The 14,040-nt window shown below is 67.9% G+C and carries 13 protein-coding genes; 9 read left to right on the top strand and 4 right to left on the bottom strand.

Features of this window, described 5'->3' with window-relative positions; all coding sequences use genetic code 11:
- Window positions 1–19: 19 nt before the first annotated feature.
- Genes AB0269_RS12480 through sdhC form a run of 4 tightly spaced genes read right to left on the bottom strand, consistent with a single transcriptional unit; the run spans window position 20 to window position 3,493 of the window.
- Window positions 20–781, bottom strand: coding sequence for a succinate dehydrogenase iron-sulfur subunit (locus AB0269_RS12480; protein ID WP_366211599.1), 762 nt, complete (start codon window positions 779–781; stop codon window positions 20–22).
- A 2-nt stretch (window positions 782–783) separates the two neighbouring features.
- Window positions 784–2,589 (bottom strand): succinate dehydrogenase flavoprotein subunit, encoded by a 1,806-nt coding sequence (gene sdhA, locus AB0269_RS12475; RefSeq protein ID WP_366211598.1) that lies wholly within the window; start codon window positions 2,587–2,589, stop codon window positions 784–786.
- A gap of 17 nt (window positions 2,590–2,606) precedes the next feature.
- The gene (gene sdhD / locus AB0269_RS12470; protein WP_366211597.1) at window positions 2,607–3,059 is read right to left on the bottom strand and encodes a succinate dehydrogenase, hydrophobic membrane anchor protein; all 453 of its coding nucleotides are present in this window, start codon (window positions 3,057–3,059) and stop codon (window positions 2,607–2,609) included.
- Window positions 3,059–3,493, bottom strand: coding sequence for a succinate dehydrogenase, cytochrome b556 subunit (gene sdhC, locus AB0269_RS12465; protein WP_175985533.1), 435 nt, complete (start codon window positions 3,491–3,493; stop codon window positions 3,059–3,061). The genes sdhD and sdhC overlap by 1 nt, the downstream gene beginning before the upstream one ends.
- 218 nt (window positions 3,494–3,711) lie before the next feature.
- On the opposite strand from sdhC, the gene AB0269_RS12460 reads away from it, so the two are divergent.
- The 9 genes from AB0269_RS12460 (at window position 3,712) to AB0269_RS12420 (ending at window position 14,030) form a co-directional block, all read left to right on the top strand.
- Window positions 3,712–4,824: a mannose-1-phosphate guanylyltransferase gene (locus AB0269_RS12460; protein WP_366211596.1), complete on the top strand. Its 1,113-nt coding sequence runs from the start codon at window positions 3,712–3,714 to the stop codon at window positions 4,822–4,824.
- Window positions 4,825–4,953: 129 nt separating this feature from the next.
- Window positions 4,954–6,048 carry a BMP family ABC transporter substrate-binding protein gene (locus AB0269_RS12455; protein WP_366211595.1) on the top strand — a complete coding sequence of 365 codons (1,095 nt, stop codon included), beginning with the start codon at window positions 4,954–4,956 and terminating at the stop codon, window positions 6,046–6,048.
- A 112-nt stretch (window positions 6,049–6,160) separates the two neighbouring features.
- Window positions 6,161–7,717: an ABC transporter ATP-binding protein gene (locus AB0269_RS12450; protein ID WP_366211594.1), complete on the top strand. Its 1,557-nt coding sequence runs from the start codon at window positions 6,161–6,163 to the stop codon at window positions 7,715–7,717.
- Complete coding sequence (locus AB0269_RS12445; protein WP_366211593.1) at window positions 7,714–9,018, top strand: ABC transporter permease; 1,305 nt, start codon at window positions 7,714–7,716, stop codon at window positions 9,016–9,018. The genes AB0269_RS12450 and AB0269_RS12445 overlap by 4 nt, the downstream gene beginning before the upstream one ends.
- Window positions 9,015–10,295, top strand: a complete 1,281-nt coding sequence (locus tag AB0269_RS12440) for an ABC transporter permease (protein ID WP_366211592.1) — start codon at window positions 9,015–9,017, stop codon at window positions 10,293–10,295. The genes AB0269_RS12445 and AB0269_RS12440 overlap by 4 nt, the downstream gene beginning before the upstream one ends.
- Window positions 10,296–10,309: 14 nt before the next feature.
- Window positions 10,310–10,708, top strand: coding sequence for a cytidine deaminase (locus AB0269_RS12435; RefSeq protein WP_366211591.1), 399 nt, complete (start codon window positions 10,310–10,312; stop codon window positions 10,706–10,708).
- Window positions 10,705–12,000: a thymidine phosphorylase gene (locus AB0269_RS12430; RefSeq protein ID WP_366211590.1), complete on the top strand. Its 1,296-nt coding sequence runs from the start codon at window positions 10,705–10,707 to the stop codon at window positions 11,998–12,000. The genes AB0269_RS12435 and AB0269_RS12430 overlap by 4 nt, the downstream gene beginning before the upstream one ends.
- Window positions 12,001–12,046: 46 nt before the next feature.
- Window positions 12,047–13,165, top strand: coding sequence for an adenosine deaminase (locus tag AB0269_RS12425; RefSeq protein ID WP_366211589.1), 1,119 nt, complete (start codon window positions 12,047–12,049; stop codon window positions 13,163–13,165).
- 10 nt (window positions 13,166–13,175) lie between these two features.
- Window positions 13,176–14,030: a carbohydrate kinase family protein gene (locus AB0269_RS12420; RefSeq protein WP_366211588.1), complete on the top strand. Its 855-nt coding sequence runs from the start codon at window positions 13,176–13,178 to the stop codon at window positions 14,028–14,030.
- Window positions 14,031–14,040 lie beyond the last annotated feature (10 nt).

Genomic DNA, 14,040 nt, shown 5'->3' with positions numbered 1-14,040 from the left:
CGCCGATGCGCGGCGGACGTCAGGGACGGCCGCGCAGAACGGCCTGCTTGACCTCGGCGATGGCCTTCGTGACCTCGATGCCACGCGGGCATGCCTCGGAGCAGTTGAAGGTCGTGCGGCAGCGCCAGACGCCCTCCTTGTCGTTGAGGATGTCCAGACGCACATCGGCGTTGTCGTCGCGCGAGTCGAAGATGAACCGGTGCGCGTTGACGATCGCGGCCGGGCCGAAGTACTGGCCGTCGGTCCAGAACACCGGGCACGAAGAGGTGCAGGCGGCGCACAGGATGCACTTGGTGGTGTCGTCGAAGATCGCGCGGTCTGCGATCGACTGGACGCGCTCCTTGCCCTTCTCGGGCACGCTGTTCGCGACGAGGAACGGCTGCACCTCGCGGTAGGAGGCGAAGAACGGCTCCATGTCGACGATGAGGTCCTTCTCGAGCGGCAGGCCCTTGATCGCCTCGACGTAGATCGGCTTCGAGATGTCGAGGTCCTTGATCAGCGTCTTGCAGGCCAGGCGGTTGCGGCCGTTGATGCGCATGGCGTCGGAGCCGCAGATGCCGTGCGCGCACGAGCGGCGGAACGACAGCGAACCGTCGACCTCCCACTTGATCTTGTGCAGCGCGTCGAGCACGCGGTCGGTGGAGAACAGCTCCACGTCGTAGTCGACCCAGCGGGGCTCGGCGTCCTGCTCGGGGTCGAAGCGGCGGATGATGAAGGTGACCAGGAAGGACTGGACGGCCGGGTCCGCGGCGGCGGGCGCCTCTGCGACAGCGTTCGACATGCTCAGTACTTCCTCTCCATCGGCTGGTAGCGGGTCTGGACGACCGGCTTCGAGTCGAGCTTGATGTGATCTGCGGGCGTCGACGAGTGCGAGTCGCCCGTCAGGTACGCCATGGTGTGCTTCATCCAGTTCTCGTCGTCGCGCTTGGGGAAGTCGTCGCGCATGTGACCGCCACGGCTCTCCTCGCGGTTCTGCGCGGCGTAGACGACGACCTCGGCGATGTCGAGCAGGAACCCGAGCTCGACGGCCTCGAGGAGGTCGGTGTTGAAGCGGTGGCCCTTGTCGTCGATGTAGACGTTCTTGTAGCGCTCGCGCAGCTCGGCGATGACGCCCAGCACGTGCTCGAGGGACTCGTGGGTGCGGAACACCTGGGCGCCGCGGTCCATCTCCTCCTGGAGCTTCTTGCGCAGCACGGCGACGCGCTCGGTGCCGTTGCTGCCGCGCAGGTTCTCGAGCATGTCCTTGACGAACCCGGCGGGGTTCTCGGGGAGCGGCACGAACTCGGCGGTCTTGGCGTACGCCACGGCGTTGTTGCCGGCGCGCTTACCGAACACGTTGATGTCGAGGAGCGAGTTGGTGCCGAGGCGGTTCGAGCCGTGCACCGAGACGCACGCGCACTCGCCGGCGGCGTACAGGCCGGGGACGACCGTGTCGTTGTCGGCGAGGACCTCGGCGTCGTTGTTCGTCGGGATGCCGCCCATGGCGTAGTGCGCGGTCGGCATGACGGGCACGGGGTCGGTGACCGGGTCGACACCGAGGTATGTCCTGGCGAACTCGGTGATGTCGGGCAGCTTGGTCTCGAGGACCTCGGCACCGAGGTGCGTGCAGTCGAGGTAGACGTAGTCCTTGTGCGGGCCTGCGCCGCGGCCGTCGAGGACCTCCTGCACCATGGAGCGCGCCACGATGTCGCGCGGTGCGAGGTCCTTGATGGTGGGGGCGTAGCGCTCCATGAAGCGCTCACCCGAGTCGTTGCGCAGGATCGCGCCCTCGCCTCGCGCACCCTCGGTGAGCAGGATGCCGAGACCGGCGAGACCCGTCGGGTGGAACTGGAAGAACTCCATGTCCTCCAGCGGCAGGTTCTTGCGCCAGATGATGCCGACGCCGTCACCGGTGAGGGTGTGCGCGTTCGAGGTGGTCTTGAAGATCTTGCCGAAGCCGCCCGTCGCGAAGACGACCGACTTGGCCTGGAACACGTGCAGCGCGCCCGTGGCCAGCTCGTACGCGACGACGCCCGCGACTCCGGTCTTGCCGTCGTCGTCCTTCACCGTGATGAGGTCGAGCACGTAGAACTCGTTGAAGAAGTTGATGCCGAGCTTGACGCAGTTCTGGAACAGCGTCTGCAGGATCATGTGACCGGTGCGGTCGGCGGCATAGCACGCGCGACGGACCGGGGTCTTGCCGTGCTCTGCGGTGTGACCGCCGAAACGGCGCTGGTCGATCTTGCCCTCAGGGGTGCGGTTGAACGGCAGCCCCATGTTCTCGAGGTCGATGACCGCGTCGATGGCCTCCTTGGCGAGGATCTCGGCGGCGTCCTGGTCGACGAGGTAGTCGCCGCCCTTGACGGTGTCGAAGGTGTGCCACTCCCAGCTGTCCTCCTCGACGTTCGCGAGGGCTGCGGCCATGCCGCCCTGCGCCGCACCGGTGTGCGAGCGGGTCGGGTACAGCTTCGTGATCACGGCCGTCTTCGCGCCGGGGCCCGCCTCGATGGCGGCGCGCATGCCTGCGCCTCCCGCGCCGACGATCACGACGTCGAACTGGTGGTAGTGAACGCCGTCGCGGACGACGGAATCCTGCGTCTCAGTAGTCACTTCTCGATGCTCTCTTGTCAGTTTCCGACGACGCCCGCAGCCACGCAGGTGTCCCACAGCGTGCTGGACTCGGTGACGCCCAGGCACGGGTCGAACGTGAAGACGACCAGGGTGCCGAGGATGATCAGCAGGCCCGCGGCGAGGACGATCGCGCCGACAAGCGCCTTGCGGACCTTGTCATTGGTGACGTAGTCGTTGACGATCGTGCGCATGCCGTTGCCGCCGTGGATGAAGGCGAGCCACAGCATGAGCACGTCCCACCACTGCCAGAACGGCGTGGCGAACTTGCCGGCGATGAACGCGAAGTCCAGCGCGTGGATGCCGTCGCCGACCATGAGGTTGACGAACAGGTGGCCGAAGATGAGGACGATCAGCACGACGCCGGATGCTCGCATGAACATCCAGCCCCACTTCTCGAGGTTGACGCCGCGGCGGCGGCGCGTCGGTGCTGCGACGGTCTGAGCGGACATCAGTGACCCCCTCCGAACCCGGCGAACGCGAGCGAAAGGTGGCGCCCGGTGAAGCCGGCCATGAGCACGACCCAGACGGCGATGACGCCCCAGAACATCTGGCGCTGGTACCGCGCTCCCTTCGACCAGAAGTCGACGAGGATGATGCGCAGACCGTTCATGGCGTGGAACACGATGGCGCCGACCAGCACCACTTCGCCCAGAGCCATGACGGGGTTCTTGTACGTGCCGATCACGGCGTTGTACGCCTCGGGGGAGACCCGGATCAGTGCCGTGTCGAGCACGTGCACGAGAAGGAAGAAGAAGATGGCGACTCCGGTGATGCGGTGAAGCACCCATGACCACATGCCCTCACGGCCGCGGTACAGAGTGCCGCGCGGGGTCTTGGACGTGGTTTCCGAAATCGACGGTGTCAAGCGTGTGCCTGCGGACACGGTCGTCCTCCCTGATCGATGCGAGGTCGGGTAGCACGTGCGGATCTCAACAGACCGCTGGACGTGCCCGGCCGTGCACCATCCTATTCCTGTCAGAACGCTGGGTGCGACGAGGGCGACCCTAAGGGGTGGGGCGATCATGTCTGTTCTGCATCGTCACGATTCGGCCCGGCTATCGTGCCGAGAGGGCCAGGATCGGCGGCGGATAGGCTGGGCGCATGGCGCCGTTCGACGACTTCTACGCAGTGATCCCCGCCGGCGGAATCGGCAGCCGGCTGTGGCCGCTGTCCCGAGCGGACGCGCCGAAGTTCCTGCACGATCTCACCGGGTCCGGCAACTCCCTGCTGCGCGACACCTGGGATCGGCTCGAGCCCATGACCGGCCCCGATCGCATCTCGGTGGTCACGGGGCGCGCGCACCGCGCCGCCGTCGAGTCCGAGCTGCCCGGCATCCCCGACAAGAACGTCTTCCTCGAGTCCGAGCCGCGCGAGTCGGCCGCGGCGATCGGACTCGCGGCGGCGATCCTGCACCGTCGCGACCCGGACGTCATCATCGGCTCCTTCGCCGCCGACCACGTCATCCGCGGCACGCGCACGTTCGAGTTCGCCGTGCAGCAGGCCGTCGCCGTCGCCCGCGCCGGATACATCTGCACGATCGGCATCCAGCCCTCCGAGCCCTCCGTCGGATTCGGATACATCCAGAAGGGCGACGAACTGGTCGTCGACGGCGCCCCGGAGGCTGCGACCGTCGAGCGCTTCGTCGAGAAGCCCGACCTCGAGACGGCCAAGCAGTACTACGCCGACCGGTCGTTCCTGTGGAACGCCGGCATGTTCATCTCGAAGGCGAGCGTGCTGCTCGACGAGCTCGCGGCGAACGAGCCCGAGCTGCATGCGGGTCTCCTCGAACTCGCCGAGGCGTGGGACGACCGCGACCGCCGCGGTCCCGCCGTCGACCGGGTCTGGCCGCGGCTGAAGAAGATCGCCATCGACTACGCGGTCGCCGAACCCGCCGCCGACAAGGGGCGCCTCGCCGTCATCCCCGGGCACTTCGACTGGGATGACGTGGGGGACTTCGCCTCGCTCACCAAGCTCATCTCGGGCGGACGCAAGAACGACCTCGCCGTCCTCGGCCCCAGGGCCCGCGTGCTGTCGGATGCCGCGACCGGGATCCTCGTCAGCCAGACCTCCCGCGTGATCAGCCTGGTGGGTGTGAAGGACATCGTCGTGGTCGACACCGAGGATGCTCTGCTGGTCACCACGGCGGAGCACGCGCAGCGCGTGAAGGGCGTCGTCGAATCGCTCAAGCTCACCGGTCGCGGAGACGTCCTCTGAGCGCACGTCACGGGTCTGTTGCGAGTTTGTAACCATTAACCGTCCTGGACGGTGCGGATGCCGTAACACTGGGTAATTTAGCCAGACGGACCCTGCGATCGGCGCAGGCCAGTAGTCGTGGAGGCTTACGTGACCATTTCCACCCGAAAGCGCGCACTCGCCGCGCTCGTGGCGACCGGCGTCGCCGTCGCACTCGCAGGCTGTGGAGCCGCTCCCGAAGAAAACGGCGGCGGGGATGCGGGCGGAGAGACGATCGACTTCCTGCCCTGCATCGTCTCCGACGCAGGCGGATTCGATGACAAGTCGTTCAACCAGCTGTCCTTCGAGGGCGTCGTGCAGACCGCGGACGAGCTCGGTGTCGAGTACAAGAACGTCGAGTCGAACAGCGAGACCGACTTCGCGCCGAACCTGGAGAGCCTCGTCTCCCAGGGCTGCAACGCGATCGTCTCGGTCGGCTTCGCGCTCTCCGCAGCGACCGTGGAGGCCGCGACCGCGAACCCCGACACCGACTTCATCCTCGTCGACGACGCAGCCGACAACGACTTCGACGGCACCAAGGACGCCGAGAACGTCAAGCCGCTGCTGTACGACACTGCCCAGGCCGCGTTCCTGGCGGGCTACCTGTCGGCCGGTTACTCGGAGGCGGGCAAGGTCGGCACCTACGGCGGCATGGAGTTCCCCACCGTCACGATCTTCATGGACGGCTTCTACCAGGGCGTCAACTACTACAACGAGCAGAACGACGCTTCGGTCGAGGTCGTCGGCTGGGACGGCAAGTCCGGTTCGTTCACCGGGGGCTTCGAGGCCGGCCCCGAGGCCAAGACCGTCGCGCAGAACATCATCGACCAGGGCGTCGACGTGCTCCTTCCGGTCGGCGGCCCGATCTACCAGTCCGGCCTGCAGGCCATCAAGGAATCCGGCCGCGATATCGCACTGATCGGTGCGGACGCAGACCTGTTCATCACCGACCCGACGACCGCCGACTACGTGCTCACCTCGATCCTGAAGGACATGAAGCTCTCGGTCTACGAGGCGACCATGAGCAGCGCGAACGGCGAGTTCGACGCGGAGGCGTACATCGGCACCCTCGAGAACGAAGGAGTCGGCATCGCTGAGCTCCACAACTTCGAGGACAAGGTCGACCCTGAGCTGTGGACCGCGGTTCAGGACCTGCAGCAGCAGATCATCGACGGTGAAGTCACCGTCACCTCGTACCTCGGCTGATCGAGGAACGAACCACGAGGGGAGGTCGGCGACCCGCTGGCCTCCCCTCGCCGATGCCCGGGTGCCCACAGGGACCTGGGTGAAGCACCCTCCGCTGATTAGGATCTGACACATGAAGCTTGAACTGCGCGGCATCACGAAGAGGTTCGGCGCGCTGACGGCGAACGACCATATCGATCTCACCGTCGAGCCAGGGGAGATCCACTGCCTCCTCGGCGAGAACGGCGCCGGCAAGTCGACGCTGATGAATGTGCTGTACGGCCTGTACCAGGCCGACGAAGGGCACATCGTCCTCGACGACGAGGTGCAGCACTTCTCGGGCCCCGGCGACGCGATGGCGGCCGGGATCGGCATGGTGCACCAGCACTTCATGCTCATCCCGGTCTTCACCGTCGCCGAGAACGTCATGCTCGGTCACGAGAAGACGACCTTCGGAGGACGCCTCGACCTCGCCGCAGCACGCGCGATGGTGCGCACGATCTCGGATCGCTTCGGATTCCAGGTGGATCCGGATGCCGTCGTCGAGGACCTTCCGGTCGGCGTCCAGCAGCGCGTCGAGATCATCAAGGCGCTCTCGCGCGACGCGAAGATCCTCGTGTTCGATGAGCCGACGGCCGTGCTGACTCCGCAGGAGACGGACGAGCTCATGGCCACGATGCGTCAGCTGCAGGAATCAGGCACCTCGATCGTCTTCATCACCCACAAGCTCCGCGAGGTCCGCGAGGTCGCCGACCGCATCACCGTGATCCGCCTCGGCAAGGTCGTCGGCGAGGCGTCGCCCACCGCCAGCAACGAAGAGCTCGCATCGCTGATGGTCGGTCGCGCGGTCGAGCTGACCGTGCACAAGGACGCCCCGAAGCTCGGCGACGAGGCTCTCGTCGTGAAGAACCTCACCGTCACCGACCCGCTCGGCGCCGTGCTCGTCGACGACGTCTCGTTCTCGGTCCGCGGCGGCGAGGTCCTCGCCATCGCCGGAGTCCAGGGCAACGGGCAGACCGAGCTCACCGAGGCGATCGTCGGACTCCAGCCACGGGTCGAGGGGAGCATCAGGCTCAACGGCTCCGAGCTCATCGGGCGTTCGGTGCGAGAAATCCTCGACGACGGCGTCGGGTTCGTGCCCGAGGACCGCAGCGTCGACGGAATGGTGAAGGAGTTCTCGATCGCGGAGAACCTCATGCTCGATCGCTCGGTCGGGGCTCCTTTCGTGAAGGCGGGCACTCTCCAGCTGCAGGCTCTCGACGCCTTCGCCAGGGAGAAGATCGCCGAGTTCGACATCCGCACGCAGGGGCCGGATCAGGCTGCCGGCCGACTCTCCGGAGGCAACCAGCAGAAGGTCGTCCTCGCCAGGGAGCTCAGCCGCGATCTGTCCCTTTTCGTCGCTGCGCAGCCGACCCGCGGCGTGGACGTCGGATCGATCGAGTTCATCCACAAGCGCATCATCGAGACCCGTGATTCCGGTATCCCGGTGGTCGTCATCTCCACAGAGCTCGATGAGGCGGCGGCTCTCGCCGACCGCATCATGGTGATGTACCGCGGCAAGGTCGTCGGCATCGTGCCCGGTGACAGCACGCGCGAGCAGCTCGGTCTGATGATGGCGGGCATGGTCGAGACCGATACGACTGCAGCCGCCGGTGCGCCGGTGCTCGAGACCGAGGAGGGCGGCGCATGAGCGGCGCAGCAGATCTCAAGCCGATCAAGGCCGCTCCGGCAGACTTCGGGACCGATCCGTCCGCCGGCGAGCCCGGCAGGTGGCACGGCGCGTTCCGTCGCGTGGTGATGGGCAACGGGCTCATCTCCGTGCTGTCGGTCATCCTGGCGCTCATCGCCGGGTCGATCATGATCGCGTTCACCGATCCCGACGTGCAGCGCACCGCCGGTTACTTCTTCGCACGCCCGCAGGACATGCTGGCGGCCGTGTGGAGCTCGATCTCGGGTGCCTACGTCGCACTCTTCCAGGGCGCGATCTACAACTTCCGCGTCGACGGGTTCGCCGCAGGGATCAAGCCGCTCACCGAGACCCTCAAGTTCGCGACCCCGCTCATCGCCGCCGGCCTCGGCGTCGGCCTCGCGTTCCGCGCCGGTCTGTTCAACATCGGCGGCCAGGGCCAGATGCTGATGGCCGCGGCCGCAGCGGGCTGGGTGGCCACGAGCATGAACCTTCCCTGGCCGCTGCACATGCTGGTCGCCATCGTCGCCGGTGTCGTCGCCGGTGCGCTGTGGGCCGGCATCGCCGGCATCCTCAAGGCGCGCACCGGTGCTCACGAGGTGATCGTGACGATCATGCTCAATCACATCGCCTTCTATCTGCTCGCGTGGATGCTGGCGACGCAGGGCATCCTGCAGGCGCCGGGCTCCAACAACCCCAAGACGGCAGCGATGGCCGAGTCGGCGATCCTGCCCGACATCCTCGGCCCGCAGTACAACCTCCACGCCGGATTCATCCTCGCCCTGATCGCGGTCGCCTTCACGTGGTGGCTGCTCGAACGATCGAGTCTCGGCTTCCGCTTCCGCGCGGTGGGCGAGAATCCCACGGCGGCGCGAGTCGCGGGAATCAACGTCGGTCGGATGTACTTCTCGGTCATGCTCATCGCCGGCGGACTCGTCGGCATCGCCGGTGTCAGTCAGGTGCTGGGCACCGTGACGAGCGGATTCGGTGGCGACATCGACGCCGGCATCGGCTTCGATGCGATCACCGTTGCGCTTCTCGGTCGTTCCACGCCGCTGGGCATCCTCGCGGCAGGAATCCTGTTCGGCGCGTTCAAGGCCGGTGGATTCGCGATGCAGGCCTCCGAGAACGTCCCGATCGAGATCGTGCTCGTCGTCCAGTCGCTGATCGTGCTGTTCATCGCCGCGCCGCCGCTCGTGCGTGCGATCTTCGGCCTGCCCCAGCCCGGCGCGCGGACGAAGCCGAAGAAGCCGAAGAAGCCCAAGAAGAACGCGGCGCAGATCACCGAGGAGGTGTCGGCATGACCATCACGGCTGAAGCAGTGGTCAGCGACGAGCAGCGTCGCGTCACGATCACTTCCTGGAAGGCGCCGGTCATCTTCGGCCTGTTCACGGTGCTGTTCGCACTTCTCCCGCTGCTCGTGCCGCGAGAGGGTGCGAGTACGTTCCGTCTCGTCCGCTCCGCGGATGCGGCGATCCAGCTCCCCGAGCTGGTCCTTCCCGCCAACGGAACGGCATGGGTGGCCGTCGTGCTGCTGGCACTGGTCACAGCGCTGTCCGTCGTGTGGACTCGCGCGGGGCGCAGGCTGCCGCTGTGGCTGACCGTCGTCTACGTGGTCGTGCTGCTCGTCGGATTCCTCGCCTGGGCATCGGCCGGCGGGACCCTCCCGATGATCGGACTGCTCGGCGGTGCACTCGCCCTCGCGACTCCGCTCATCTTCGGTGCGCTCGGCGGCGTCATCGGCGAACGCGTCGGCGTCGTCAACATCGCGATCGAGGCGCAGCTGCTCGCCGGAGCGTTCATGGCGGCCGTCGTCGGCTCGGCGACGCAGAGCCCGTGGGCCGGCCTCATCGCCGCCATGGTGGCCGGTGTGCTCGTCTCCCTCGTCCTCGCCGTGTTCGCCATCACCTACTACGTGAACCAGGTGATCGTCGGGGTCGTGCTCAACGTGCTCGTCGCGGGTCTGACCACGTTCCTGTACCGTCAGGTGCTCAACGCGAATCCCGAGCAGCTGAACTCGCCGCCCTTGTTCCCGGTGATCCCGATCCCGCTGCTCAGCGAGATCCCCGTCATCGGCCCCGTGCTGTTCCGGCAGACGATCATCGTCTACCTGATGTACGTCACCGTGTTCCTGGTCTGGTTCGGCCTCTACCGCACCCGCTGGGGCCTGCGCCTCCGCGCAGTGGGCGAGCACCCGCAGGCTGCCGACACCGTGGGCATCAAGGTGGCGCAGACGCGCTACTGGAACATGATGCTCGCCGGCGCCATCGCCGGCATGGGCGGAGCGTTCTACACGCTGGTGACCAACCCGCAGTTCGGCCGCGAGATGACCGCCGGCGCCGGGTACATCGCGCTCGCCGCGGTGATCTTCGGAAAGTGGGACCCGGTGCGGGCCACGCTGGCCGCGCTGCTGTTCGGATTCGCGACCAACCTCCAGGGCGTGCTGTCCGTCATCGGATCGCCGGTGCCCAGCCAGTTCATGCTGATGCTGCCGTACGTCGTCACCATCTTCGCGGTCGCAGGACTCGTCGGACGCTCGCGTCCGCCCGCTGCGTCCGGCGAACCGTACATCAAGAGCTGAGTCGAGAAGGAGCCATGACAGACATCGATTGGGACGAGCTTCGTCACGTCGCCACCGAGGCCATGCACAAGGCGTACGCGCCGTATTCGCGGTACAAGGTGGGTGCGGCGGCTCTCGTCTCCGACGGCCGCATCGTCGCCGGATGCAACGTCGAGAACGCGTCGTACGGCGTGGGCCTATGCGCGGAGTGCGCCCTGGTCGGCGACCTGCACATGTCCGGCGGCGGTCAGCTCGTCGCGTTCGTGTGCGTGAACGGCGAGGGACAGACGATCATGCCGTGCGGGCGCTGCCGCCAGCTGCTGTTCGAGCACTCCATGCCCGAGATGCTGCTGGAGACCGTGTCCGGCATCCGGACGATCGATGAAGTCCTGCCCGACGCGTTCGGGCCGCGCGACCTGGAGGATGTGCGATGACGACGCCGGAGCCGTATGACGCGATCGACGTCATCCGGGCCAAGCGCGACGGCGGCACAGTCCCCGAGCCCGCCCTGCGCTGGATGGTCGACGCCTACACCCGCGGCTACGTCTCGGATGCGCAGATGGCGTCCTTCGCGATGGCGGTCTTCCAGCGGGGCATGGAGCGCGACGAGATCCGCGTGCTCACCGACGCCATGATCGCGTCGGGGGAGCGGATGAGCTTCGGCGAGCTCGGCAAGCGCACCGTCGACAAGCACTCCACAGGCGGTGTCGGAGACAAGATCACGCTTCCGCTTGCTCCGCTGGTGGCATCCTTCGGCGTCGCCGTCCCGCAGCTGAGCGGCCGGGGACTCGGCCACACCGGCGGAACGCTCGACAAGCTCGAGTCCATCCCCGGCTGGCGCGCGGCGCTGTCGAACGAGGAGATGTTCGCGCAGATGCAGGGCGACGTCGGCGCGGTGATCTGCGCAGCGGGTTCCGGTCTCGCCCCCGCAGACAAGAAGCTGTACGCGCTGCGCGATGTCACCGGCACGGTCGAGGCGATCCCGCTGATCGCATCGAGCATCATGTCGAAGAAGATCGCCGAGGGCACGGATGCGCTCGTGCTGGATGTGAAGTTCGGCTCCGGTGCGTTCATGCAGGACATCGACCGCGCTCGCGAGCTCGCGCAGACCATGGTGGCGCTCGGCACCGACTCGGGCGTGGCCACCACGGCTCTGCTCACCGACATGAACGTGCCGCTCGGTCTCGCGATCGGCAACGCCAACGAGGTCCGCGAATCCGTCGAGGTCCTCGCAGGCGGCGGCCCCGCCGACATCCGCGAGCTCACGATCGCGCTCGCCCGCGAGATGCTCGCGCTGGCCGGTCAGCCGGATGCCGACGTCGAGGCGGCTCTCGACGACGGGCGCGCGATGGACACCTGGAAGGCCATGATCCGCGCCCAGGACGGCGACCCGGATGCCGAGCTTCCTGCCGCCCGCGAGACGCACGTCGTGACGGCCGAGGCCGACGGGGTCGTGTCGCGCATGGACGCGCTGCCGTTCGGCATCGCCGCCTGGCGGCTCGGAGCCGGGCGTGCCCGCGCCGAGGACGCCGTGGTGCACGCGGCCGGTATCGACCTCCACGTCAAACCCGGCGATCGTGTCACAGCCGGACAGCCCCTGTTCACGCTCTCCGCTCAGGACGAGGCGCGGTTCGCTCGAGCGCTGGAAGCGGTCGAGGGCGCCTGGGAGGTCGGCGGCACCGCACCCGAGACCGGGCCCCTCGTCCGCGAGCGCATCACCGCGTAGGCTGAGCGCGGGCACCCGCCGACCAGCGTTCTGAGAGGACATATCCATGCCGATCGCACCCGACGGTGACGTGAAGATCCAGGGCGTCTCGCTGCGCTCGCTGCCGAAGATCTCGCTGCACGACCACCTCGACGGCGCTGTGCGCCCGGCGACGGTGGTCGCGCTCGCCGAAGAGATCGGGCTCGAGCTGCCCGCAACCTCGGGACGCGCGCTGGGCGACTGGTTCACGTCGCAGGCCGATTCCGGCTCGCTCGTGAACTATCTGAAGACGTTCGACCTCACGGTCGGGGTCATGCAGAGCGCCGAGAGCCTCACCCGCGTGGCACGGGAGTTCGTCGAGGATCTCGCCGAGGACGGCGTCATCTACGGCGAGGTCCGCTGGGCGCCCGAGCAGCACGTCGCCGGAGGACTGTCGCTCGACGATGCGGTGGATGCCGTGCAGCAGGGCATCGAAGAGGGTGAGGATGCCGCCGACCGCGCCGGTCGCAGCATCCGCGTCGGACAGATCCTCAGCGCGATGCGCCAGAACGACCGCGCGCTCGAGATCGCCGAGCTGGCGCTGGACCACCGCGACGACGGCGTGGTGGGCTTCGACATCGCCGGCCCCGAGGACGGCTTCCCGGCATCCGATCATCGCGAGGCCTTCGAACTGCTCGCCGCGAACTTCCTCCCCGTGACCGTGCATGCCGGTGAAGCCGCAGGCCTCGCGTCGATCCGCAGCGCGCTGCTGGACGGCCGCGCCCTGCGCCTCGGCCATGGCGTGCGCATCGTCTCGGACCTCGAGGTCATGGGCCGCGACGGCGAAGAGGTTCAGGTGCGCTTCGGCGACCTCGCCCGCTGGGTGCGCGACCGCGAGATCCCGCTCGAGCTGTCGCCCTCGTCGAACGTGCACACCGGTGCGATCGAGGCGTGGGGCACCGAACTCGCCGACCACCCGTTCGACCTGCTCTACCAGCTCGGATTCGCCGTGACCGTGAACGTCGACAACCGCACGATGAGCGGCACCTCGCTGACGCGCGAGCTCGCCCTGCTCGTCGACGCCTTCGGCTATGACCTCGACGACCTCGAGACATTCCAGTTCAATGCCGCGGCGGCGACGTTCCTGCCGGTCGAGGAACGCGAGGAGCTCGTCGAGATGATCGCCGAGGGATTCCGGCGGGCATGAGGCGTCCATCATGAGTTCGGCCGTCTTCATCGCGGGCCCCGCGTCGTGGAACTCGATCATCGTGCTGGATCGGCTGCCGGAGCCCGAGCCGCACATGCAGTTCGCCGAGGCGAGCTGGGACACGCTCGGGGGAACCAGCGCCGGGAAGGCCCTGAGCCTCACCGCTCTCGGCGTGCCCGCGACGCTGTACGCCCTCGCGGCCGACGATGACCACGGTTCGCGGGTGCGCTCGGCGCTCGCTTCTGCGGGCGTCGAGACGGTCTGGGGGCAGACCGAGGCGACCGAGCGCCACGTGAACCTCATGACGGCGGCCGGTGGCCGGGTGTCGCTGTACCTCTCGGTGCCGTCGGCATCGGCCCTTCCGCCTCCGCGCGAGGTGCGCTCCGCCATGGCGGAAGCCGAGATCGTGGTGCTCGACCTGGCGGAGGAGCCCCGCCGCCTCCTGCCGCTCGCGGAGGCGGCCGGCCGGCCGGTCTGGGTGGACGTGCACGACTACGACGGCGCCGCCGCGTACCACCGCCCGTTCCTCGCCGCCGCGGACGCGGTGTTCTGCAACGCCGACCGCCTCGCCGACCCCGTGGAGTTCCTGCGCTCGCGCGTCGCCGCCGGCGCATCGCTGGCCGTGTGCACGCTGGGCGCAGAGGGAGCCGTGGCCGTCGACGAGGCAGGGGAGGTGCACCGCGTGGATGCCGTCCCCGCCGATGTCGTCGACACGAACGGCGCCGGAGACGGGTTCTTCGCCGGCGTGCTCGCCGCCCGGCTCGCGGGTGCGCCACTCGATCGCGCGCTGCGGGCCGGTGCCGAAGCCGCAGCGGTCGTGCTCGGCAGCAGGCACCTGCATCCGCTGCTCGACGCCGTCCTCTGAGCGGCGGGCC

This window comes from Microbacterium sp. NPDC077644, from assembly GCF_040702785.1.
Lineage (GTDB): Bacteria > Actinomycetota > Actinomycetes > Actinomycetales > Microbacteriaceae > Microbacterium.
This window is presented reverse-complemented; position numbering and strand designations above follow the sequence as displayed.